This is a genomic window from Terrabacter sp. R4-6, assembly GCF_057529065.1.
In genome coordinates, this window is the sequence record NZ_CP197224.1 from 1,650,487 (window position 1) to 1,671,862 (window position 21,376).

Genomic DNA, 21,376 nt, shown 5'->3' on the forward strand with positions numbered 1-21,376 from the left:
TCAGGCCACGCGTGACGGCCGACCGAACCGCGTGGCGACACCGGGTGACCACAGGGCCCGCAGCCGCGGGCCGGAGGGGGTGACACCGCTCGCCCCGAGGAGGTCGTCGGCGAGCTCGACGACCTCGGCGGCGTACAACGGCCACGGCGCGTGCTCGTTGGGCACCCAGAGCGTGCGCCCGGCCGCGCGGGTGTGGGCGCCCCAGCGCGCCGTGAGCCAGGTCTCGAGCGGCGTCGGCCCGACCGGCTCACCGACGCGCACGGTGAGCAGGCTGCGCAGCCCGCGCGCGGGCGCCCGTCGCCGGCTCGCGTAGCTGACGCGGTCGCCCTCGTGCCGCAGCCGCATCCGGGCCCACGTGTAGGGGATCCCGAGGCCGGCGCGCGCGCCGACGACGACGAGGGCCCGCTCGGTCTCGAGCGACCGGAAGAGCACCCCGTGACGCCCGGCGTCGTCGACCGAGTAGAGCCGGATGTTCGTCTCGAGGAAGCTGCCGAGCCAGGGCAGGCGGGGCGACGGGGCACGGCCGAGCCGCATGCCGTCCATGACGAAGGGGACGAGCGCGACGTAGGTGTGCCCATCGGCGAAGACGTCCGGGCGGGTGCCCTCGGGGAAGAGGTGGCGCACCGAGTCCGGGTCGACGGGCCAGTGGACGAACGTCAGGTCGCGCCAGACCTGGTCGAAGACGACGGGCGGTCGCAGCGGCGGGGGCTGCACGGGGTAGCCGTCCAGCGACGGGACGGCATCCACGGGCAGGTCCACGCCCCCATCGTCACACGTGGGGCGCCGCCGACCCTCGACACGCGTCAGGGCCCGGAGGGTGCGTCGTAGCGCGACCGCTCCTCGTCGGACGGGGCGTGCCACCACGGCAGGTACGCGTCGAGCTGCTCGCGCGTGATCGGCACCGACCCCGGGGCGCCGTCGCGGTTGCGGCGCTCGATGCGGGCCCAGAGCTCGTCGACGGGGAGGTCGAGCACGTGCAGCTCCACGCCGACGCCGAGGGTCCGGGCCACGACGCGCTTCTCCTCGCGCTCGGCCTCGGCCCACAGGCCGTACTCGAGCACGACGCTGACCCCGAGCCGGAGCAGCCGCTGGGTCTCCTCCCAGAGCCGGTGCTCGAGCAGGTCGCGGAAGGTGCCGTCGAGCGGGTCGATGCGCAGGTCGCGCAGCCACTCGTCGGGGCTCATCCGCACGGCGGGGCGCTCGGTCTCGAGACGCCGCGCGAGCGTCGTCTTGCCCGCACCGGGCAGCCCCACGACGAGGACGAGCCGCGGTCCCTCACCAGTCATGCCGTCAGGCTGACACACTCGCAGCGACGACGTGCACGAGCGACGGAGGACGACCATGACCGTGGAGAAGCCGGCCGGCAGCACCCGCCGGCGCACGACCAAGCTGGGGATCGTGGGGGCGGGCGCCGTCGGCGCCACGCTGGCGTATGCCGCGTTGATGCGTGGCGTCGCCCAGAACGTCGCGCTCTTCGACGTCAACACCGCCAAGGTGCGGGCCGAGGCGCTCGACCTCAGCCACGGCATCCAGTTCGTCCCGATGGCGCACGTCGACGGCTCCGACGACGTCGAGGTGCTGGCCGACTCCGACGTCATCGTCTTCACGGCGGGCGCCAAGCAGAAGCCGGGGCAGTCGCGGCTCGACCTCGCCGAGTCGACGATCGGCATCATGCGCGCGATCCTGCCGCGCCTCGTCGAGGTGGCTCCCGACGCGGTGCACGTCATGGTCACCAACCCCGTCGACGTCGTGACGTACGCCGCCCTCCAGGTGTCCGGGCTGCCGGCCGAGCGGCTCTTCGGCTCGGGCACGGTGCTCGACTCGTCACGGCTGCGCTTCCTGCTCGCCGGGCACACGGGCGTCGCGGCCCAGAGCGTGCACGCGTACGTCATCGGCGAGCACGGCGACTCCGAGCTGCCGCTGTGGTCGTCGGCGTCGATCGGCTCGGTGCCGCTCCTGCAGTGGCGCACGTCCGACGGACGCATCGCCCTCGACGAGGCGGACCGCGACCGCATCGCGACCGACGTCGTGCAGTCGGCGTACCGCGTCATCGAGGGCAAGGGCGCGACGAACTACGCGATCGGCCTCGCCGCCACGCGGATCATCGAGGCGGTCCTCTACGACGAGCGCCGCATCTTGCCCGTCTCGTCGCTGCTCGACGGCTACTACGGCATCAGCGACGTGTGCCTGTCGGTGCCGGCGATCGTCCACGCCGGTGGCGTCGGCGACCGGGTCGAGGTGCCGATGACCGATGCCGAGCTGTCGGGCCTGCGGGCGTCCGCGGACGCCGTGCGCGCCACGGCCCGGCGCTTCGGGTTCTGACGCCGTGACGGACACACGTCGGGGGTCGCGTCCGGCTGCCGTGTGGGCGCGCGGCACCGGGATGGCCCTCGCCCTGGTCGCCCTCGTCGCCTGCTCGGGCGGCGGGGGCACTCCTGCGGACGCCCCGACGAGGCTGGCCCGCAGCTTCGACCTGCAGGCGCACCGGGGCGGGGCGGCCCTGACGTCGGAGAACACCGTGGCGGCCTTCTCGCGCGCGCTCGACCTCGGCGTCACGACCCTCGAGCTCGACACGCAGGTCACCCGCGACGGCGCCGTCGTCGTCGCCCACGACAACCGGGTCAACCCCGACAAGTGCCGCGACACGTCCCCGGCCAAGCCGTCCGACGACCTGTTTCCCTACTCCGGCAAGCCTTTTCGGCTGCTGACGCTGGCGCAGGTGCGCACCCTCGACTGCGGCTACCAGCCCGCGCCCAGCTTCCCGGACCAGCGCGCCGTCCCCGGCGCCAAGGTGCCGGAGCTCCGCGAGGTCGTCGACCTGCTGCGCGAGCGCGGCGCGGACGACGTCGGGCTCAACGTCGAGATCAAGGTGCAGGCGGACGACCTCGGGCTGACCGTGCCGCGCGAGGAGTACGCAGCGAAGGTGTGGGCGGTGCTCGACGAGGGCGGTCTGGCCGACCGGGCCACGATCCAGTCGTTCGACTGGGCGAGCCTCACCGCGGTCCACCGCATCGCGCCACGCGCCCGCCTCGTCGCCCTCGTCTCGCCCGAGCGGCTCGAGCTGGGCGAGGACGGTGCGTCGCCATGGTTGGGCGGCATCGACGTCGACGAGGTGGGCGGCGACGTCGTGCGCGCCGCCTCGAGCATCGAGGGGGTCGTCGCCCTCTCGCCGCGGGAGGACCTCCCCGTCGACGCGGCGCTCGTCCGGTCGGCGCACGCCGCGGGCCTCTCCGTCGTGCCGTGGACCGTCGACGACGAGGACGCCATGGGCCGTCTCGTCGACCTCGGGGTCGACGGACTCATCACGAACCGCCCCGACCTGCTCCGCACCGTGCTGACGCAGCGCGGCCTCGCGACACCCCCGTCCCATCCCGCAGCCGGGTGAGGCCCTCCGGGGCGGCCCGGAGCATGATGGGCCTGTGAGCACGCCCGCCGCCTTCGACGCCGACCCGGCACCCGACGCCTCGGGCGCGCCGCCGGCCCGGGCGACCTACCACCACGGTGACCTGCGCCGGGCCCTGCTCGAGGCCGGCACCGACCTCGCCCGCGAGGGCGGGCCCGACAAGGTCGTCCTGCGGGAGGCGACGCGCCGCGTCGGGGTCTCGGCCAACGCGGCATACCGTCACTTCGCCGACCGGGACGCGCTGCTCGGCGAGGTCGTCTCGCGCGCCCAGGCGCGGGCCGCGGACGTCATCAGCGCCACGATGGACGCCGTCCCCGACGACCTCGAGGCGGGTCAGCGGGCCCGCGCCCGCTTCCGGGCGGTCGGCGTCGGCTACCTGCGGTTCGCGATGGACGAGCCGGGCCTCTTCCGCGCGGCCTTCGCCGTGCCCGTCGACCTCAGCCGGGCCGCCTCCCCCGACGCGGCCGGCGCCGGCGGACGCACTCCCTTCCAGCTGCTCGCCGACTCCCTCGACGCCATGGTCGACGCCGGCGTCATGTCCGAGGACGAGCGGCCGGGCGCCGAGCTGCTCGCATGGTCGGCCGTCCACGGCATGGCGATGCTCGCGCTCGAGGGGCCGCTGCGCGACCTGCCGCCCGGGGCCGTCGACGAGCTCGCGCCGCGGCTGGTCCGCATGGTCGACCTCGGCCTCGGCCTCTCCGACGGCGCGGACTGAGACGCGGGTCCCCGTCCCGGGTCAGACCCACTGGACGAGCTGGACGACGAGACCGTTCGGGTCGCGGTACTGCACGAAGCGCTCGCCCCACGGCTCGGTCTCCGGTGCGGTGACGACCTCGACCCCCTGCGACACGAGCCGCTCGTGCCAGCCGTCGAGGTCGTCGACGACGAAGGCGAGCAGCAGCCCGTCGCCCGCGGATCCGGCCGCCTCCGCCGGCTTGAACGTGGGCAGGCCGGTGCGCAGGAAGACGACGTTCGACCCGCCCGCGGGGTGGCGGAGGGAGACGAACCCGTCGTCGCGCATCTGGACGGCGTGGCCGAAGTGGTCGATGAGGAAGGCGGCCGACGCGTCGGGGTCGGGGACGTTGAGCGAGATGGCGAAGTCGGTGATGGTGCCGGGCATGGGATCCTCTTTCCGTACGATGTACGGATAATAACGTACGGCATACGGAATCGTTCCCGAGACGGTTCGCGAGACGAACGGGGTGGCCCATGGGCACCGTCCAGCTGCTCTGGCGGCGCGAGCACCCGCTGCCCACCCGGCCCGGACGGCGACCGACCATCACCGTCGACGCCGTCGTCGACGCCGGCATCCACGAGGCCGACGTCCGTGGCCTGCACGACATCTCGCTGCGCCGGATCGCCGAGCGCCTCGGGGTCGGGGTCATGACCCTCTACGGGCACGTCGAGAACAAGGCGCAGCTGCTCGACCTCATGGTCGACCAGTGCCGGCTCGACATGGAGTGGCAGCCGCTGGCCGGCTCGTGGAGGGCCCAGGTCGAGCAGGTCGCCGACGAGAACCTCGCATTCATGGCCCGTCACCCGTGGCTGGCGGACGTCGAGACCGAGCGCGCCGTCCTCGGCCCCGGCACCCTCGGCAAGTACGAGCGCGAGCTCGCCGCCGTCGAGCCGCTGCCCCTCGACGACGCCGCCAAGGACCAGGCGCTCGCCCTCGTGCTCACCTTCGTCCGGTCGTCCGCCCGGGCCCTCGAGGCGGCCCGCGCCGAGCGCCGCGAGGAGACCCCGGAGCAGTGGTGGGCCAGGGAGGGCGCCGAGCTCGCCGCCCTGGGGATCGAGGAGCGCTTCCCCCTCGCGAGCCGAGTCGGCGAGGCCGCCGGCGCGGCCACGAACGCCGCTGCCGACGCCCACGCCGCCCACGTGTTCGGCCTCGCCGTGCTGCTCGACGGGCTCGCTGCCGGACTCCCCCGGAGCGGCACCTAGGGTGGACCGGTGACCAGCGAGACCCGCGACAGCACCGGCACCGGCGTCCGCACCGACGCCGGCGCCGGGCTCGACCGCGACACACCCGCCTTCTACCGCCGGCTGGACCGCGGCCTCTACGCCCCGACCGTCCACGTGCAGGGCGCCTGGCGCGACGACGAGCAGCACATGGCGCCGGTCAGCGGCATCCTCGCCCACGAGATCGACCTGCACGAGCCGCGCGAGGGGATGCAGCTCGCGCGCATCTCCTTCGACATCCTCGGCATGATCCCGGCGCGGCCGAGCCGCGTCGAGGTGCGCACGGCGCGCCCCGGTCGCACCATCGAGCTCGTCGAGGCGACGATGCTCGTCGACGACCGCGCCGTCGTGCGCGCCCACGCGTGGAGGCTCGCCGCGCACGACTCCGAGCCGGTGGCCGGCGTCGAGCTCGAGCCGATCCCCGGGCCCGACGAGATGCAGCCCTGGGCCGGGGCCGACACGTGGGAGGGCGGCTACATCGAGGGACTCGAGTTCCGGGTCGACGCCCAGCGCCGCCCGGGCCGGACCCGTGCCTGGATCCGCGCCCTCAACCCGCTCGTCCACGGCGAGACCTGCTCGCCCACAGCCGATCTCGTGCGCCTGGCCGACACGGCCAACGGCATCGCCGTGCGCGTCTCGCCGCGGGAGTGGATGTTCCCCAACGTCGACCTCAGCGTGCACCTCTTCCGCGAGCCGGTGCGCGGGTGGGTCGGCTTCGACACCCGGGTGACGATGGGGCCGACGGGCCTCGGGCTGACGTCGACGACGTTGCACGACGAGCGCGGCCCGGTCGGGCGCGCCGAGCAGATCCTCACGGTGCGTCGCCTCGACGGCGCCTGACCCCGGAGCCGTCGCGCGACCACGACAACCTTCCGGCGCGCCGACGCGTCTGGATAGTGACGGCACGCCGCGCCAAAGCGCGGTTCGCCTGCCACAATGAAGGGCGCGACCGCGCCGACCCACACCCGCCGTCGCGCGGTCAGGACACCAGGGGACACCATGAGGACCATCCGCATGGACAGGAATCGCACGGTGGGCAGCGTCGCTGCCGCGCTCGCGGTCATCGCACTCGCCGCCACGGCCCCGGCCGCCCGTGCCGACGACGTGACCGGCACGCCGACGCCACCCGGCACCTCGTCCTCGACCGGCTCCAGCGCCGAGAGCACGTCGACCGAGACGACCACGACGACCGCAACCACGACGACGACCACGACGTCCCCGTCGAGCACGACGACCACCACCGCGGCGCCGACCACCTCCGTCCCGACCACCTCCGTCCCGACCACGACGACCCCGCCGCCGCCCGCGCCGAGCCCCGTCGTCATCCCCGCCGGCAGCTCCGGCTGGAAGGTCGAGGACCTCCAGGTGCGGCTGCGCCTCGTCAAGGCCTCCTACTGGACGTACGCCATCTCGGGCTACTACGGCTGGACGCTCGGCCAGGGCGTTCTCGCCTTCCAGCGCGACCAGTCGCTGCCGGAGTCCGGCGTCGTCGACCAGCGCACGTGGGACCGGCTCGTCGCGCTCACCGCCACGCGGACCCTCGCCACCGAGGGCGCATCGGGCAACCTCGTCAAGGACCTCCAGGTCCGCCTGCGCATCGTCAAGCCGTCCTGGTGGACCCTGCGGATCTCCGGCTACTACGGCTGGACCCTGGGCCAGCGGGTGCTGTCCTTCCAGCACGCCTACGACCTGCCCCAGTCCGGCGTCCTCGACCAGCGCACCTGGTCCCGGCTCGTGGCGGTGACGGCGACCCCGGTCACGATCGCCACGACCGCGCCCGTCGCCAACGTGCGCGAGCTCCAGCGCCGTCTGGGCGCCAAGGCGCTGTGGCCGTATGCGTACTCCGGCGTCTACGGCTGGACGCTCGGCCAGGAGGTGCTCGCCTTCCAGCGCCTCTACGACCTACCGCAGTCGGGCGTCGTCGACAGCCGCACGTGGGCACGCCTGCGGGCCCTCACGTACACGCCCGGCACCTTCGACAAGCACCGCTACTACGCCGGCCTGCGCCCGCTCGTGCCGACGCTCGCCTCGCTCGACAAGCGCTGCCACGCGGGCCGGGTCATGTGCGTCGACAAGGCCACCCGGACGCTGACGTGGGTCGTCGGCGGCACGCCGCAGACCGCCATGTGGGCCCGCTTCGGCCGCCCCGGGGCCGAGACGCGCGAGGGCACCTTCAGCGTCTCCCGCAAGTACGAGTACGTCATCTCCAACCTCTACTTCACGCCGATGCCCTACTCGATGTTCTTCTCCGGCGGCCAGGCCGTGCACTACTCGTCGAACTTCGCCCGGCTCGGCTACGCCAGCGCCAGCCACGGCTGCGTCAACATCGCCGACTACGCCCAGGTCAAGGCGCTCTTCTTCAAGGTGCGCATCGGCGACAAGGTCGTCGTCTACCACTGAGCCCGAGCCGTCAGTGTGGCTGGGCGATGGAGCGAGCGGCCGTGTCAGCAGAGCAAACCCGATCAGGTATGCGGGTGGCCCGGTCACACAGGATCGTGACGTGACCGGACCCCGCGACACCTTCAGCGCCTGGCTGGACGTGCTCGTCGACACCCTCGACGAGCCCGACCTGACCGGTGAGCAGATCGCGGGCCGGCTGCACCTGTCACGGTTCCACCTCGACCGCATCGTCAGCGCGGGCGCCGGTGAGGCGCCGCGCTCCCTGCGCCGCAGGGTGCTGCTCGAGCGCTCGGCCTACCGTCTGGCGGCGAGCCGCCGCTCCGTCCTCGACATCGCCGTCGAGGCGGGCTACGGCTCGCACGAGGCCTTCACGCGGGCGTTCCGCCGCGCCTACGGCACGACGCCGAGCGCGTGGCGCGGACGTCCGGGGACGATCCGCCTCGAGGCGGCCAACGACATCCACTTCCACCCGCCGGGCGGCATACGCCTCCCGGCCCAGCGAAAGGTCACGGCCATGGACCTCGTGCAGAGGATGGTCGAGCACCACATCTGGCTGACCGGCCAGCTCATCGAGTGCGCCGGTCAGCTCACCGACGAGCAGCTCGACGAGGTGATCGTCGTGGGCGTCGACGACGACCCCGACCCCTCGACGCTGCGCCGCATCGTCAGCCGGCTCGTGGGCCAGATGGCGATGTGGAACGCGACGATGGCGAGCCGCGAGTACGACTTCTCGCTCGAGGAGCACGAGTCGCTGACGTCGGCGAGGCGCCGCCTCGCCGAGGCTGCGCCCGTCTTCGTCGGCCACGTGCGCGACGCGATCGAGCAGGGCCGTCTCGACGACGTCTTCGTCGACGCGTCGTGCGACCCGCCCTACGTGTGCTCCTACGGCGCGATGGTCGCCCACGTGCTGACGTTCGCCGCGCACCGGCGCACCCTCGCGGTGCGGGCGCTCGACAAGCACGGTGTCACGCGGCTCGGGTGGGGCGACCCCATCGAGTGGCTCGACGCCGCCCACCGAGCCTGACGGCACACCCCGCGGTCACTCGACGGAGGTCGCGACCTTCGTGCCGAGCTCGACGGTGCGGCTCACGGTGCACCACTCGTCGTGCGAGCGCTTGACGAGCTTGGGCAGCATCTCGCGCGCGGCGTCACCGCCGTCGCCCTCGGGGAAGCGGACGCGGAAGCGCACCTCGATGTCCTCGAGGTGGTTGCCGTGCTCGTCCTTGACCTTGTCGGCCGTCACCTCGATCTCGAACTGCTCGGGCTCGGCGCGGCGCGTCGTCACGGTGTCGACGTCAACCGCGGTGCACCCGGCGATGGCGGCCAGGAGCAGCTCGACCGGCGAGAGCTCGTCGGTGCCGGAGCTGAGACTGATCGAGCCGCCGCGGTCGTTGCGGGCGGTGTAGCGGCCGACGCTGTCGCGGGTCAAGGTGACGCGGCGCAGGTCCTTCGGGTCTCTCTCGGTCATGCTGTTCAGCCTCTCAGACGTCGGGGTCGGCGGCTCGTCGCGTCCGGCGCTCAGAGCCAGGCATCGGCGAGCAGCTCGTAGGAGCGCAGCCGGGCCTCGTGGTCGTGGGCACCGCACGTGACGATGACCTCGTCGACGCCGGTGGCCTCGACGAAGCCGGCGAGCCCGTCGCGCACCTCGTCGGGCGTGCCGACGAGCGACACGCGGGTCATCTCGCTGACGGCCTGACGCTCGGCCGGCGACCACTGCGCCATGAGGCCCGCGATGTCGCCCTCGGGCTCGGGCAGGCCGGTGCGGCGGCCGGTGACGATGCCGTGGAAACGCTGGAGCACGCTCGTGAAGAGGCGCTCGGCCTCGGCCGTCGTGTCGGCGACCATGACGTTGACGCCGGCCATCGAGCGCGGCGCGTCGAGCCCGCCGGGCTCCGTCGACGGGGTGAAGCGCGAGCGGTAGACCTCGAGCGCGCTCATCAGCGCGGCCGGCGCGAAGTGCGAGGCGAAGGAGTAGGGCAGGCCGAGTGCGGCGGCCACCTGGGCGCCGCCGTGGCTCGAGCCGAGGATCCAGATCGGCACGTGGGTGCCCTCGCCGGGGATCGCGCGGACCTTGGCGTCGGGGTCCGGGTCGCCGAGGTAGCCGATGAGCTCCTCGACCTCGCCGGCGAAGTTCATCGCGGCGGCCTCGTTGCGGCGCAGCGCGCGGGTCGTGAAGGGATCGGTGCCCGGGGCGCGGCCGAGCCCGAGGTCGATGCGTCCCGGGTGGATCGTCGCGAGGGTGCCGAACTGCTCCGCGACGACGTACGGCGCGTGGTTGGGCAGCATGATCCCGCCGGCGCCGACGCGGATCGTCTCGGTCTGGTCGGCGACGTGGCCGATGAGGACCGCCGTCGAGCTCGACGCGACGCCGCGCATGTTGTGGTGCTCCGCCATCCAGCAGCGCTGGTAGCCCCACTTCTCGGCGTGCCGGGCGATGTCGACCGTCGAGGCGATCGCCTCGCCGGCGGTGCCGCCGTCGAGGACGGGCACGAGGTCGAGGATGTTCAGCTGGGCTCTCGGGGCAGGACTCACGTGGGTGCCAACGGGCCGCGCCGGTCCGGGTATTCCAACGACCGATCGGCCCGGCCCCCGTTCAGGGCAGGTCGAGCTGGGACACCTGGTCGTCGTAGTCGGGGCAGAACGCCTGCACGCCCGCGGCCATGAGCTGCTTGGTGCGCAGCGCGTCACCGGTGTTGGGCAGGGGCACGTCGTCGTCGTCGACGGCGATCTGGGCCAGCTCGACGCCGCCGTTCTTCAGCGCCCAGCACGTCGTCGTCCCGGTCTCGATGTCGTCGTCGACGGTGGCGCCGGTGACCGACGCCCCCAGCTGCTGCGCGGCGAGGACGAACTGCGCCTCCTGCGCCGAGATGCTCGGCCGTGCGTCCGCGACCCCCACCGGCAGGTCGCCGAGCGTCGGGTCCGACCCACCGCACGCGGCCAGGGACAGGACGACGAGGAGGGCGGCCCCCGCAGCGAGCGCCCGGCGCGGAGCCGGCCGGACGGCATACGGCCGCGGAGCGTGCGCTGGTGTCATCGCGTTCATCGTTACCCTGAACGCGTGAGCGAGCCCGATCGTCCCCACGACGCCGCGTCCGCGCGGCTGGCCGCCGAGGCGCCCATCGCCCGGGGTGCGGTCGTCGCGTCGCTGTCGGCGGTCGTCCTCGGGTTCGTCTTCCTGCCGCAGCTGCTCGGGCTGGCGCTCGCCGGGATCAGCCTCGCGCGCCGCGAGCCGGGCGGTCGCCGGCCGGCGCTGCTCGCCGCCGGCATCAGCCTGCTGCTCACCGTCGTGTGGGGCATCGTGCTCGGCCTGCTCCTCAAGTGGTGGGCCACCTCGCGCTGACCCGACCCTCCTACTGGGAGTACGTCGAGAGGAACTTCTCGAGGCGGCCGACGGCGTCCTCGAGGTCCTCGACGCGCGGCAGGAAGACGAGCCGGAAGTGGTCGGGCGTCGCCCAGTTGAAGCCCGTGCCGTGCACGATGAGCATCTTCTGGTCACGCAGCAGGTCGAGGGCGAAGCGCTCGTCGTCGCGGATGTCGTGGACCTTCGGGTCGAGCCGCGGGAAGAGGTAGAGCGCCCCCTCGGGCTTGGTGACCGAGACGCCCGGGATGGCGTTCAGCAGCTCCCACGCGACGTTGCGCTGTTCGAGGAGCCGGCCGCCGGGGAGGATCAGCTCGTTGATCGACTGGTAGCCGCCGAGCGCGACCTGGATCGCGTGCTGGGCCGGCACGTTGGCGCACAGCCGCATGTTGGCGAGGATGTCGAGGCCCTCGAGGTAGTTGCGCGCGTGCTCCTTGGGCCCGGTGATGACGAGCCAGCCGGAGCGGAAGCCGGCGACGCGGTAGGCCTTGGAGAGGCCGTTGAAGGTGAGGCAGAGCAGGTCGGGCGCCAGGGCCGCGATCGAGGTGTGCGTCGCACCGTCGTAGAGGATCTTGTCGTAGATCTCGTCGGCCATGATGATCAGCTCGTGCTCGCGGGCGACCTGCGCGATGGCCTCGAGGACCTCCCGCGGGTACACGGCGCCCGTCGGGTTGTTCGGGTTGATGACGACGATGGCGCGCGTGCGGTCGGTGACCTTGCTGCGGATGTCGTCGAGGTCGGGCGCCCAGCCGGCCTGCTCGTCGCAGACGTAGTGGACGGCGTTGCCGCCGGCGAGGCTCGCGGCCGCGGTCCACAGCGGGTAGTCCGGCGCGGGGATGAGCACTTCGTCGTCGTTGTCGAGCAGTCCCTGCATCGCCATGACGATGAGCTCGCTGACGCCGTTGCCGAGGTAGATGTCCTCCACGCCGACGGGCGGGAAGTCGCGCACCTCGTAGTGCTGCTTGACGGCGCGCCGGGCCGAGAGGATGCCCTTGCTGTCGCTGTAGCCCTGCGCCGTCGGCAGCTCCTGGATGACGTCGACGAGGATGTCCTCGGGCGCCTCGAAGCCGAACGGCGCCGGGTTGCCGATGTTGAGCTTGAGGATGCGGTGCCCCTCGTCCTCGAGCCGCTTGGCCTCGGCCAGGACGGGACCACGGATCTCGTAACAGACGTTCTGGAGCTTCTTGCTCTGGGTCACCGCGCGCATGTGGACCAGCGTCCCACCGGCGTATGCCGCGGGCTGCGTCATTCCCACCATGTGGCCCGTCACGTCGGTCACGTCGCGCGTGGGACGGGTGTGACGACGAGGCCACTCGACGGGGTCGGGGGGCTCACTCGAGGGGGGTTGGGCGCTCACTCGAGTGGGGTTGGTGCCTAGCGACCGAGGCAGCCGACGGCGGAGCCCGGACTGCTGGCCGTCAGGGACGCGACGAGCTGGTTGAGCGCGCCGGCAGCGACGTCGACCGTCAGGACGTGGCCGTCCTCGACGCGGGTCAGGTGGGCGACGACGGGCGGCACGGCGGTCCCCTGCGTCCAGCCCTTCTGCTCGAGGTAGCCGACGAGCTCGGCGGCCTGCGGCCCGGTCGAGGGCGGGTACGTGCGGGTGATGCGCCCGTCGACGCCCTCCCGGCAGGGCGGCAGCTCGCTGTGGCCGAGCGGGACCATCGAACGGTCGAGCTCTTCGACCTCGCGCGCGAGGGACTCGTAGGCGGCGACGTCGTCGGCGTGGGCGCGGCTCGACCAGGCCCAGCCGCCGAAGGCCAGCAGGCCGACCACGAGCACGACGAAGACGATGGCGGCCGGGCCGGGACGTCGCCGGCTCCGGGGGGCGCGGGCTCGTTCAGGGGCGCCGTCAGGGGCGCCGTCGGGGGCGCCGTCGGGGGTGCCGTCAGGGGCGCCGGTGGGGGCCTCGTCGACGAAGCCGGAGTCACTCACCGGGACAGTGTCGGGCACCCGGCCCCCCTCTGTCAGGGACCACGGCAACTGTCGCCGATCCGTGACCCCGGCGGCCTCAGCGGCGGACGAGGGGCCGGTCGAGGTCGAGCAGGTGGCGCCAGTCGGTACGGCGGGCGGTGCGCAGCCCGCGCCGCAGCAGCAGCACGAGGACGACGAGGGCGAGCGGGACCCCGAGGGCCGTCGTCGTCAGGCCGAGGCTGTAGCCCTCGGGGAGGGTCGCGAAGCAGACGACGGTCGCGACGACGGCGAGGGGCCGCTCGAGCCGCTCCTGCCACAGGGCGCCGAGCGACACGGCGAAGAGCGGGAGCGCCCAGAGGTAGTACCACCCGAGGAAGACGGGGGCGAGGACGACGACGGCGAGCATGGCCCAGGCGATGCCCCGCACCGGGCGCAGGCGTGGCTCGGCCGCGGCGTCCTCCGCGGCCAGGCCCCGGGTGTCCGCCGGCTTGAGGGCCGCGAGCCAGACGAGGACGAGGAGCAGGGCGAGGACGACGAGCCCCACGGCCCGCGCGGTCGCGATGCCGGCGTCGCGCCACTCGTCGTGGCCGAGCAGATGACCGACCGCACCGACGGCGATCCCGACGGCGGTCGGCAGCGACGTCCACTGCTCGTTCTTGCCCGGGGTCCCCGTCGGGTTGAGCCACGAGAACCCGAGACCCGTCACGACCCCGCCCAGGGCCATGGGGACGCCGGAGCACAGCAGCGTCAGGGCGCCGGCACGCACGACGTCACCCCAGCGGGCGTATGCCGTCCCGCCGGTCCCCGCGGCCCGCGCGGTCGCGCCGTGGCGGGCCCAGAGGATGACGACGAACGGCAGCGCGACGACGGCGGTGACCTTGACCATGGCCCCGAGGGCGATGACGACGCAGGCGATCACGAAGCGCCCGCGCAGCGCGAGGGCGAGGCCGCCGAGCACCGCCGCCACCATGAGGGCGTCGTTGTGGGCTCCCCCGACGAAGTGCGCGCCGACGAGGGGCACCGCGACGCCGAGCCAGAGCGCCCGCACGGGTGACCAGCCGATCCGGCGGGCGATGTCGGGCACGGCCCACGCCATGACGGCGACCCCCGCCACGGCGAGCAGCCGCAGGAGCAGGAGCGCGACCCACAGCTCGCCCGAGACCGAGGCGACCGCCCGGGCGAGGAGCAGCCAGACGGGCCCGTAGGGCGTCGGGCTGTCGAGCCAGGTCGGCGCCGTCGAGCCGCGCCACGGCGAGTCGAGCTCACGGACGACGTGGTCGTAGGGGCTGAGGCCCTGGTCCCAGAGCAGACCCTGGGCGGCGTAGGAGTAGAGGTCCCGACTGTAGAGCGGCATCGCCGCGACGAGCGGCGCGAACCACAGGGCGATGGTCACCCACCACCAGTGCACCGACACGTCGGCGTCGCGCAGCCGCCACCAGGCGAGGACGAGCAGGCCCATCGCGAGCACCGCGACCGTGGCGAGCAGGGGCGAGCCACCCTTGGGCGTCCACCAGGCGACGCCCGGCCAGAGCACGCCGGTGTTGGGTCGCGGCAGGGCGCCCGAGCCCCACGAGGCGGCCGCGAGCACGACCCCGCCGACGGCGCCCGCCCAGCGCCACGTGCCGGCGGTGCCGGCGCGTCGCGGCTCAGCCATGCGTGACCGGTTCGTCGCCCCACGCGAGCAGGCGCCACCCGGCCTCGGGGTCGCCCTCCATCGTCACGACGTGCGCGTTGTCGAGCCGGCGGCCGTCGAAGAAGTCGGCGGGCAGCCCGAGCGAGGCCGAGCACCACACGCGCATGGCGGCCCCGTGGCTCACGGCGACGGCGGACTCGTGGCCGTCGGAGGCGATGCGGGCGATCGCCGCGTCGTAGCGCTCCATGAAGCCGGCCCCGCTGTCGCCGCCGGGGATCGTGTGGTGGGGCTCGTCGCGCCAGCGGATGACGGCGTCGATGTAGGGCTGCCACTCGGTCGACATCTCGTAGTCGCCGGCCTGGATCTCGCGCAGCCCGGGGAGCACGACCATGTCGAGGCCGAGCATCTCGGCGAGCGGCGCCGCGGTCTGCTGGGTGCGCACGAGGTCGGAGGTGTAGATCGCCCCGAGGTCCTCGCCCCCGAGCCGGTCGGCGAGGTCCCGCGCCTGCGCGCGGCCCTCGTCGGTGAGGTCGAGGCCGGGCACGGCCGTGTCGAGCTGGCGGGCGACGTTGGCATGGGTCTGGCCGTGGCGCACGAGGTAGAGCCGCACGGTCAGAGCCCCTTCACCGTGACGCCGCTCAGGCACTCGACGCCCTTGCTGGGTCCGGTGTGGAAGTCCTTGACGGAGACCGGCGCGGTCGCCCCGGCGGCGAGCGTCACCTCGACCTCCTTGCCCGCGACGTCGGAGCCGTCGGAGGTCTTGACGATGAAGACGGCCACGGTGAAGGTGTGCTCCTGCGTGTCGGAGTTGGTGAGGGTGCCGGTGAAGCTCCACGACTCGCCCGTGGGGGTGCACGTCGCGCCGGTGAGGCTCGAGGCTGCGTCGAAGAGGCCGCCGTCGCCGGGCTCGGTCGTGTCGACGGGGTCGGGCACGTCGTCGCTCGGGGTCTCGGCCGTGATCGTCGGCTGCACGGGCACGCTGACCGTCGGGGCCACGGAGCCGTCGGGCGACGACGGGGCGGGCTGGCCGCAGCCCGCGAGCGCCAGCACGAGCGAGGCGGACAGGCCCAGCGCGAGGGTCGGGACGGCATACGCCCGGGGTGTCCGGATGACCCGGGTGGCTGGGCGCGGTCGGCCTGGCATGGGCACGTGCGGCCCCTTCCTGTCGCGAGGTGTGCGCCGCCCATTGTGCCCCGCGAGGGCGTCAGGACAGCGTCAGCCGGGCCGCGACCGCCGCGACGACGACGAGCAGGCCCGCACCGAGGGCGAGCGTGTCGGGCAGACGCCACGGCGCGGGGCCCGCCCACGTGCGGCGGCGGGCCTCGGCGAAGCCCCGGGCGTCCATCGCGAGCGCGAGCGTCGAGGCCTGGCCGAGGGCGCCGATGAGGAGCCCGCCGGTGACGACGACGGCCTCGCGGCCGCGGGCCAGGACCCCGTGGTCGGCCCGGATACCGCGCACGCGACGGGTCGTCATGAGCTCGCCCCAGAGGGTGTCGAAGGACTGGAGCCGCTGAAGGGCCGCCGTCGCGGCGACGACGGGACGGGCCGGGAGCCGGACCCGCTGGGCGAGGTGGTCGCCGAGGCCCTCCGGGTCGAGGAAGCCGACGACGAAGGCCGAGGGCACGAGCAGGCAGAGCACGCGCAGCGCGGCCCCCGCGGCGACCTCGAGGTCCCGGCCGCCGAGGAGCCACGCCGACCAGGCGACGCCGGCGACGGCGAGCGCCGCGGGCGCGAGACGCGCGAGGACGCCTCGGAGACGTCCCTCCGGCGCGCGACCTCGCCCCGGGGCGATGAGGCCGACGAGTCCGAGCACGACCTCGACGGCGAGGACGGCCAGGCCCTGGCGCCACGTGTCGAGCAGGGCCGGCAGGGGCAGGACGCAGAGGGCCGCACCGAGCAGTGCCAGGGGCCCGACGCGGGCGAGCAGCGGGTGGCGCTCGGGCTCCGGGTCGGGCGGCGGCTGGGTGGGCGCAGCGAGCCGGACGACGTCGTCGGCGTCGTCGACGACGCCGGGGTCGTGGGTCGTGACGACGACGGCCGCACCCTCGTCACGGGCCGCGGCGAGCACGCCGGACACCGCCGACCACGTGAGCCGGTCCTGCCCGACGGTCGGCTCGTCGGCGAGCACGAGGGCCGGGCCGTGCGCGACGGCCGACGCCATGGCGAGGCGGCGCTGCTCACCGCCGGAGAGCTGGCGCGGGTCGGCCTGAGCCAGGTGCGCGAGACCGAGAGCGGCGAGCAGCGCGTCGGCCCTCCGGCCGGCGGTCTCGGGGTCCTGCCCGAGCGCGAGCGGGGTGGTGAGCACGTCGTCGCGCACCGTGCGGCCGACGAGCGAGGTCGCCGCGCGCTGCGGCACCCACGCGACGACGCGCGCGAGGTCGAGCGAGGACCACTCGTGCGGGGGCGCGAGGCGGTCACGCGCTGCTGCACGCTCGCCGGTCCCGGCCGGGGTCAGGGGCAGCGCGACGTCGACGCTGCCGCGGGCCGGCTCGACGAGACCGCCGAGCGCGGACATGAGCGAGGACTTGCCGGCACCGCTCGGGCCGACGAGGGCCACGGACCGGCCGGCTCGTGCCTCGAGGTCGGCGCCGTCGACGGCGAGGGTGGTGCGGGACCGCTCCCCCAGTCGACGGCTCCGGTGCTCCACCCGGATGTCGGAGGCCGTTGCGACGACCCGGCCCTGCGGCACGCGCCCCGCCGCCGCGTGCGGAGCCGGCTCGAGGTCGAGCCGGAGGGGCTCTGGGTCGGGCACGCCGGGGACCCAGATCCCCTGCGCCGCAAGGGACTCCCCGTAGCCGGCGAGAACCGCGCGCGGCTCGCCGTCGGCCACGACGGAGCCCGCCGCGTCGAGGACGACGAGCCGGTCGACGAGGTCGAGCCAGCCGTCGAGCCGGTGCTCGACGACGACGAGGGTGAGGCCGCGCCGCTCGACGACGTCGGCCACGACGGCCCGCACGTCGGCGGCCGTGTCGGCATCGAGCATCGCCGTCGGCTCGTCGAGCAGGAGCACCGACGGCTCCATGACGAGCGCCCCCGCGAGCGCGAGCCGCTGGGACTCGCCCCCGCTCAGGGTCGACGGCGCGCTGTCGGCCGGCATCGTCAGCCCGACCTCGCGCAGCGCGGCCGTGACGCGGGACGGCATCTCGTCCCGCGGCAGCACGACGTTCTCGAGGCCGAAGGCGACGTCACGACCGATGCTCGACGCGACGACGCCGGCGCCCGGGTCCTGCAGGACGAGGCCGACGGAGCCCGGAACGTCCTGTGGCGCATGGCCGCCCACGGTCACCGTGCCCGACAGGTCACCGGCGTCCGCGGTGAGCAGGAGGCCGGCGACGGCCCGGAGCAGGGTCGACTTGCCCGACCCGCTCGGCCCGGCGAGCAGCACGCGCTCGCCGGGCTCGAGGGTGAGGTCGAGGCCGTCGAGGACCGGACGGGGGCGCCCGAAGGGTCTCCACGTCAGGTCCTCCACGCGCACGCCGAGGCCCGAGGACACCGACGACGACCGCGCGTCGAGGTGCTCCGCTTCTCGTGCCATCGGCGCGTCCACCTCGAACCAGTCAGACGGCCCGCTGCTCGCGGACCTCCTGGCCCGGCGGGAACGGGTTGAGCGCACCCGCCGCGGCGAGCAGACGCGTCAGGCCGGCGGCGAGGAGCGAGCCGAGGACCGCGACCGAGGCGCCGAGCAGGAGCAGGTAGGAGATCTTGTAGCCCCAGCCCCAGTCGGTCCAGTAGGAGTACCACTCGTAGACGGCCTCGAACGCGCCGCCGAGGAAGCCACCGAGCAGCAGCGGCGCCCAGCTGTAGACGGCATACGCGAAGACGGCGAAGCCGAGCTCGACCCCGAGCCCCTGGACGAGACCCGACACGAGCGTGGTCAGGCCCCACTGCGTGCCGATGAGCGCCGACACGACGGCCGCGAGGAGCTCGGTGAAGACGGCCGCGCCGGGGCGCCGGATGATGAGCATCCCGACGATGCCGGCCACGAGCCAGGGCCAGTTGAAGAGGGCCCCGAGGGGGGGGAAGGCCGCGGACACGGCCTCGGACGGGACGGCGTAGACGAGCCCCCAGGCCCAGTAGGCGACGCCGAAGGCGACGCCGAGGAAGGCGCAGGTGAGCAGGTCGATGGTGCGCCAGCGGGTCAGCGGACCGCTCGCGGTGATGGTGCTGGACATGGTGTGTCTCCCGGGTTCCAGTGGATACGTGTGGATACCTGGGGGAAGCCAGCCGGCCGGCACACGTCGATGACGCATGCCGTGCGGTGGCCTGAGAAATACCGACTTCCTTCGCCGGTGCTAACCGGAGCAGGTTCGAGGGTCTGCGGCTCTGCCGTCTGGCTGCCGCACTCTCAGCGCTAAGGGCGCTCCCCTGTCGTGATGAACGGGTGGTGCTCTTCAGTTGTGGGGACGACTGTACTCGTTGGTCCGCCGCGCCCCGTGGGTACAGTCTCAGCATGGCATCCAAGGACACGAAGAAGGCCGTCTCGAGGGCGAAGGCCAAGGCCCAGGACGCCGCAGCGCCGCGCACGCCCCTCGGCGGCCCCGCGTGGAAGATCCTCAGCGTCGGCTCGACCATCCTGGCGACGAAGATCGCCACCGACGCCGCGCAGAAGGGCTGGAAGCTCGCGACCGGCCGCAACGTGCCCGTCAAGGGTGACTTCGAGCGCGAGCGCACGCGTGACGTCGTGCTCTTCACGGCACTGTCGTCGATGGCCGTGGCGACGGCTCGGGTCGCCGTCGAGCGCGGCGCCGCAAGCTACTACCGTCGCTCGACCGGGCACCTGCCCAAGGCGCTCGAGGACGAGAAGGTGTCACCCACCGACAAGAAGGCGTCGAAGAAGCTCGCCAAGGGCAAGGCGAAGGCCGAGCGGGCGACGAGGAAGGCCATCGACAAGGCCACGGGCGGCCGCTGACGCTCAGCCGCCGGACCCGCCCGGCGCGTGACGCCGCAGGCCGGACGGTTCAGCCCGAGTCGTCCGGCACGAGCACCGCAGCCCCGTGCACGCGGCCCGCCTCGAGGTCCAGGAGCGCGCGGTCGGCCTCTCCGAGGGGGACCGGCGTCGTGGCCACCCGGAGCTGCAACCGCTCGGCCAGCAGGAGGAACTCCACGCCGTCCTGCCTCGTGTTGCTCGTGACGCTGCGCACGGACCGCTCGCGGAAGAGGTGGCGCTGGTAGTCGAGCGCGGGGATGTCGCTGAGGTGGATGCCCGCCAGGGCCAGCGTGCCGCCCGGCGCCAGGGCCTCGAGCGCGATCGGGACGAGCTCGCCCACCGGTGCGAAGAGGATCGCGGCGTCGAGCGGCACCGGCGGCGCGTCGTAGGGACCACCGACCGACGCCGCCCCGAGCTCTGCCGCGAGCGCCCGGGCACCCACCCCCCGGGTCAGCACGTGCACCTCCGCCCCCTGCGCGACGGCGACCTGAGCCGTGAGGTGGGCGCTCGCGCCGAACCCGTAGATGCCGAGCCGGCCCCCGGGCGGCAGCTGCGCGCGTCGCAGCGAGCGGTAGCCGATGATGCCCGCGCACAGCAGCGGCGCCGCGTCGACGTCCGAGAACGAGGCCGGGACCCGGTAGGCGTACGCCTCGGGCACGACGGTCCACTCCGCGTAGCCTCCGTCCGCGTCCCAGCCGGTGTATCGCGATGCGTCGCAGAGGTTCTCGCGTCCCGACCGACACCACCGGCACGCGCCGCACGTGGTCCGCAGCCAGGCCACGCCCACCCGGTCCCCGAGCGCGAAGCGGTGGGCGCCCTCGCCGAGGAGAGCCACCTCGCCCACCACCTCGTGGCCGGGCACGAGGTGGTGCCGGTGTCGTGGCAGGTCGCCGGTGACGACGTGCAGGTCGGTGCGGCACACCCCACAGGCGCGCACTCGGACCAGCACGTCGCCGGGGCCGGGCTCCGGGACCGGCAGCTCGGCCCTGACGAGCGGGTGCCGCCGCAGCGGCCCCGGATCGTCGACGACCCACGCCTGCATCGTGCTCGTGGCGCCTCCCTCGGGCCGTCGGTCGTGCCGGCGCACGACGTCCCCCCATCCCACGCCCCGCCCACGGGGCGCGGCTAGGGTCCAAGGTCCCGCGCCGCGGTGCCCTTCGCCCCTGAGCACGCCGCCGTCCGCGTGCTGTTCTGGTCTGAGACCGATCGAGGAGGCCATCGTGAGAGCACACGTCGGAGACCGCATCGTGCTCGCGGCAGAGCACGTCGACGAGCCCACCCGTGACGGGGAGGTGCTCGAGGTCCACGGCGCCGACGGCGGGCCGCCGTTCGTCGTGCGCTGGGCGGACGGCCACACCGGGCTCATCTACCCCGGCCCCGGGTCGGTGCTGCACCTCGGAGTGCCCGGCGACGACAAGGCGGCGAGCGCCGCGCCCCGGCCGGCGAGGCCGGCGGACCGTGCACCGACCCAGCACCTGCGCGAGTGGCAGGTCCGGGTCTCGCTGCTCGAGTCCGGCGACGACACGAGGGCGACCGTCGTGCTCGTCGCGGACCCCACCGACCGCCTGAGCGCCCAGGGCTCGAGCCACCGCGCGTCCGACGACCCGGCGTCCCGCCGGATCGGCGACGAGGTGGCCGTCGCCCGGGCCCTGCGCCACCTCGCCGACCAGCTCATCGTCGCGGCGGAGCGCGACATCGAGCAGCGCACGGGCGAGGAGGCCCACGTCAGGACGACCTGAGCAGACGCCGCACGGCGTGACTCGGCGCCGCCTCGCCCCCACGTGG

Annotated in this window: 24 protein-coding genes and 1 riboswitch; of the genes, 10 read left to right on the plus strand and 14 right to left on the minus strand. The window is 74.0% G+C overall.

Features of this window, described 5'->3' with window-relative positions; genetic code table 11:
• Positions 1 to 759 carry a YqjF family protein gene (locus ACSSS0_RS07785; RefSeq protein ID WP_487230662.1) on the minus strand — a complete coding sequence of 253 codons (759 nt, stop codon included), beginning with the start codon at positions 757 to 759 and terminating at the stop codon, positions 1 to 3.
• Positions 760 to 803: 44 nt separating this feature from the next.
• Positions 804 to 1,286, minus strand: coding sequence for a P-loop nucleotide/nucleoside kinase family protein (locus ACSSS0_RS07790; RefSeq protein WP_435984572.1), 483 nt, complete (start codon positions 1,284 to 1,286; stop codon positions 804 to 806).
• 55 nt (positions 1,287 to 1,341) lie between these two features.
• On the opposite strand from ACSSS0_RS07790, the gene ACSSS0_RS07795 reads away from it, so the two are divergent.
• From ACSSS0_RS07795 to ACSSS0_RS07805, 3 genes are read left to right on the plus strand one after another with little or no spacing between them, the layout of a single operon-like run.
• Positions 1,342 to 2,322, plus strand: coding sequence for an L-lactate dehydrogenase (locus tag ACSSS0_RS07795; protein ID WP_487230663.1), 981 nt, complete (start codon positions 1,342 to 1,344; stop codon positions 2,320 to 2,322).
• Between the two features lie 4 nt (positions 2,323 to 2,326).
• Complete coding sequence (locus ACSSS0_RS07800; RefSeq protein WP_487230664.1) at positions 2,327 to 3,385, plus strand: glycerophosphodiester phosphodiesterase family protein; 1,059 nt, start codon at positions 2,327 to 2,329, stop codon at positions 3,383 to 3,385.
• Between the two features lie 34 nt (positions 3,386 to 3,419).
• Positions 3,420 to 4,118 carry a TetR/AcrR family transcriptional regulator gene (locus ACSSS0_RS07805; protein WP_487230665.1) on the plus strand — a complete coding sequence of 233 codons (699 nt, stop codon included), beginning with the start codon at positions 3,420 to 3,422 and terminating at the stop codon, positions 4,116 to 4,118.
• Positions 4,119 to 4,139: 21 nt separating this feature from the next.
• On the opposite strand, the gene ACSSS0_RS07810 is transcribed toward ACSSS0_RS07805, so the two are convergent.
• Positions 4,140 to 4,523, minus strand: a complete 384-nt coding sequence (locus ACSSS0_RS07810; RefSeq protein ID WP_487230666.1) for a VOC family protein — start codon at positions 4,521 to 4,523, stop codon at positions 4,140 to 4,142.
• 89 nt (positions 4,524 to 4,612) lie between these two features.
• Between ACSSS0_RS07810 and ACSSS0_RS07815 the strand changes: the two genes are divergently transcribed.
• The 4 genes from ACSSS0_RS07815 (at position 4,613) to ACSSS0_RS07830 (ending at position 8,783) form a co-directional block, all read left to right on the plus strand.
• Complete coding sequence (locus ACSSS0_RS07815; protein WP_487230667.1) at positions 4,613 to 5,341, plus strand: TetR/AcrR family transcriptional regulator; 729 nt, start codon at positions 4,613 to 4,615, stop codon at positions 5,339 to 5,341.
• Between the two features lie 9 nt (positions 5,342 to 5,350).
• On the plus strand, positions 5,351 to 6,199 hold the full coding sequence (locus tag ACSSS0_RS07820) for a thioesterase family protein (protein ID WP_487230668.1): 849 nt from the start codon (positions 5,351 to 5,353) through the stop codon (positions 6,197 to 6,199).
• Between the two features lie 174 nt (positions 6,200 to 6,373).
• Positions 6,374 to 7,759 (plus strand): L,D-transpeptidase family protein, encoded by a 1,386-nt coding sequence (locus ACSSS0_RS07825; RefSeq protein WP_487230669.1) that lies wholly within the window; start codon positions 6,374 to 6,376, stop codon positions 7,757 to 7,759.
• 100 nt (positions 7,760 to 7,859) lie between these two features.
• Complete coding sequence (locus ACSSS0_RS07830) at positions 7,860 to 8,783, plus strand: helix-turn-helix transcriptional regulator (RefSeq protein WP_435984564.1); 924 nt, start codon at positions 7,860 to 7,862, stop codon at positions 8,781 to 8,783.
• 15 nt (positions 8,784 to 8,798) lie between these two features.
• On the opposite strand, the gene ACSSS0_RS07835 is transcribed toward ACSSS0_RS07830, so the two are convergent.
• The 3 genes from ACSSS0_RS07835 to ACSSS0_RS07845 all read right to left on the minus strand — a co-directional run bounded on the left by ACSSS0_RS07835 (position 8,799) and on the right by ACSSS0_RS07845 (position 10,793).
• The gene (locus ACSSS0_RS07835) at positions 8,799 to 9,227 is read right to left on the minus strand and encodes an OsmC family protein (protein ID WP_435984563.1); all 429 of its coding nucleotides are present in this window, start codon (positions 9,225 to 9,227) and stop codon (positions 8,799 to 8,801) included.
• A 50-nt stretch (positions 9,228 to 9,277) separates the two neighbouring features.
• Positions 9,278 to 10,291, minus strand: a complete 1,014-nt coding sequence (locus tag ACSSS0_RS07840) for an LLM class flavin-dependent oxidoreductase (RefSeq protein ID WP_487230670.1) — start codon at positions 10,289 to 10,291, stop codon at positions 9,278 to 9,280.
• A gap of 61 nt (positions 10,292 to 10,352) precedes the next feature.
• The gene (locus ACSSS0_RS07845; RefSeq protein WP_487230671.1) at positions 10,353 to 10,793 is read right to left on the minus strand and encodes a hypothetical protein; all 441 of its coding nucleotides are present in this window, start codon (positions 10,791 to 10,793) and stop codon (positions 10,353 to 10,355) included.
• Positions 10,794 to 10,817: 24 nt separating this feature from the next.
• Between ACSSS0_RS07845 and ACSSS0_RS07850 the strand changes: the two genes are divergently transcribed.
• Positions 10,818 to 11,099, plus strand: a complete 282-nt coding sequence (locus ACSSS0_RS07850; RefSeq protein ID WP_435984560.1) for a hypothetical protein — start codon at positions 10,818 to 10,820, stop codon at positions 11,097 to 11,099.
• Between the two features lie 10 nt (positions 11,100 to 11,109).
• On the opposite strand, the gene ACSSS0_RS07855 is transcribed toward ACSSS0_RS07850, so the two are convergent.
• The 7 genes from ACSSS0_RS07855 to ACSSS0_RS07885 form a co-directional block, all read right to left on the minus strand.
• Positions 11,110 to 12,324, minus strand: coding sequence for a pyridoxal phosphate-dependent aminotransferase (locus ACSSS0_RS07855; protein WP_435987806.1), 1,215 nt, complete (start codon positions 12,322 to 12,324; stop codon positions 11,110 to 11,112).
• A gap of 167 nt (positions 12,325 to 12,491) precedes the next feature.
• Positions 12,492 to 13,052 carry a hypothetical protein gene (locus tag ACSSS0_RS07860; protein ID WP_487230672.1) on the minus strand — a complete coding sequence of 187 codons (561 nt, stop codon included), beginning with the start codon at positions 13,050 to 13,052 and terminating at the stop codon, positions 12,492 to 12,494.
• A 76-nt stretch (positions 13,053 to 13,128) separates the two neighbouring features.
• The gene (gene mptB / locus ACSSS0_RS07865) at positions 13,129 to 14,685 is read right to left on the minus strand and encodes a polyprenol phosphomannose-dependent alpha 1,6 mannosyltransferase MptB (RefSeq protein WP_487230673.1); all 1,557 of its coding nucleotides are present in this window, start codon (positions 14,683 to 14,685) and stop codon (positions 13,129 to 13,131) included.
• Positions 14,678 to 15,274 (minus strand): histidine phosphatase family protein, encoded by a 597-nt coding sequence (locus ACSSS0_RS07870; protein ID WP_487230674.1) that lies wholly within the window; start codon positions 15,272 to 15,274, stop codon positions 14,678 to 14,680. Before ACSSS0_RS07870 ends, mptB begins: the two co-directional genes overlap by 8 nt.
• A 2-nt stretch (positions 15,275 to 15,276) precedes the next feature.
• Complete coding sequence (locus ACSSS0_RS07875; protein WP_487230675.1) at positions 15,277 to 15,813, minus strand: hypothetical protein; 537 nt, start codon at positions 15,811 to 15,813, stop codon at positions 15,277 to 15,279.
• Positions 15,814 to 15,868: 55 nt separating this feature from the next.
• Positions 15,869 to 18,199 carry an ATP-binding cassette domain-containing protein gene (locus ACSSS0_RS07880; RefSeq protein WP_487230676.1) on the minus strand — a complete coding sequence of 777 codons (2,331 nt, stop codon included), beginning with the start codon at positions 18,197 to 18,199 and terminating at the stop codon, positions 15,869 to 15,871.
• 22 nt (positions 18,200 to 18,221) lie between these two features.
• Positions 18,222 to 18,836 (minus strand): ECF transporter S component, encoded by a 615-nt coding sequence (locus ACSSS0_RS07885; RefSeq protein ID WP_487230677.1) that lies wholly within the window; start codon positions 18,834 to 18,836, stop codon positions 18,222 to 18,224.
• An 89-nt stretch (positions 18,837 to 18,925) separates the two neighbouring features.
• Positions 18,926 to 19,041, minus strand: a riboswitch (TPP riboswitch).
• A gap of 73 nt (positions 19,042 to 19,114) precedes the next feature.
• Here ACSSS0_RS07885 and ACSSS0_RS07890 point away from each other — a divergent pair.
• On the plus strand, positions 19,115 to 19,573 hold the full coding sequence (locus tag ACSSS0_RS07890; RefSeq protein ID WP_487230678.1) for a DUF4235 domain-containing protein: 459 nt from the start codon (positions 19,115 to 19,117) through the stop codon (positions 19,571 to 19,573).
• Positions 19,574 to 19,622: 49 nt separating this feature from the next.
• Here the strand turns inward: ACSSS0_RS07890 and ACSSS0_RS07895 are convergent, their stop codons facing one another.
• Positions 19,623 to 20,678: a zinc-dependent alcohol dehydrogenase family protein gene (locus ACSSS0_RS07895; RefSeq protein WP_487230679.1), complete on the minus strand. Its 1,056-nt coding sequence runs from the start codon at positions 20,676 to 20,678 to the stop codon at positions 19,623 to 19,625.
• A gap of 133 nt (positions 20,679 to 20,811) precedes the next feature.
• On the opposite strand from ACSSS0_RS07895, the gene ACSSS0_RS07900 reads away from it, so the two are divergent.
• Positions 20,812 to 21,330: a DUF1918 domain-containing protein gene (locus ACSSS0_RS07900; RefSeq protein ID WP_487230680.1), complete on the plus strand. Its 519-nt coding sequence runs from the start codon at positions 20,812 to 20,814 to the stop codon at positions 21,328 to 21,330.
• Positions 21,331 to 21,376: the final 46 nt, after the last annotated feature.

Bases quoted from the DNA above. Each gene is read 5' to 3' on its own strand.
- ACSSS0_RS07790 (WP_435984572.1), bottom strand. From the start codon at position 1,286: ATGACTGGTGAGGGACCGCGGCTCGTCCTCGTCGTGGGGCTGCCCGGT.
- ACSSS0_RS07795 (WP_487230663.1), top strand. From the start codon at position 1,342: ATGACCGTGGAGAAGCCGGCCGGCAGCACCCGCCGGCGCACGACCAAG.
- ACSSS0_RS07810 (WP_487230666.1), bottom strand. From the start codon at position 4,523: ATGCCCGGCACCATCACCGACTTCGCCATCTCGCTCAACGTCCCCGAC.
- ACSSS0_RS07815 (WP_487230667.1), top strand. From the start codon at position 4,613: ATGGGCACCGTCCAGCTGCTCTGGCGGCGCGAGCACCCGCTGCCCACC.
- ACSSS0_RS07825 (WP_487230669.1), top strand. From the start codon at position 6,374: ATGGACAGGAATCGCACGGTGGGCAGCGTCGCTGCCGCGCTCGCGGTC.
- ACSSS0_RS07835 (WP_435984563.1), bottom strand. From the start codon at position 9,227: ATGACCGAGAGAGACCCGAAGGACCTGCGCCGCGTCACCTTGACCCGC.
- ACSSS0_RS07845 (WP_487230671.1), bottom strand. From the start codon at position 10,793: ATGACACCAGCGCACGCTCCGCGGCCGTATGCCGTCCGGCCGGCTCCG.
- ACSSS0_RS07855 (WP_435987806.1), bottom strand. From the start codon at position 12,324: ATGCGCGCGGTGACCCAGAGCAAGAAGCTCCAGAACGTCTGTTACGAG.
- mptB (WP_487230673.1), bottom strand. From the start codon at position 14,685: ATGGCTGAGCCGCGACGCGCCGGCACCGCCGGCACGTGGCGCTGGGCG.
- ACSSS0_RS07880 (WP_487230676.1), bottom strand. From the start codon at position 18,199: ATGGCACGAGAAGCGGAGCACCTCGACGCGCGGTCGTCGTCGGTGTCC.
- ACSSS0_RS07885 (WP_487230677.1), bottom strand. From the start codon at position 18,836: ATGTCCAGCACCATCACCGCGAGCGGTCCGCTGACCCGCTGGCGCACC.
- ACSSS0_RS07890 (WP_487230678.1), top strand. From the start codon at position 19,115: ATGGCATCCAAGGACACGAAGAAGGCCGTCTCGAGGGCGAAGGCCAAG.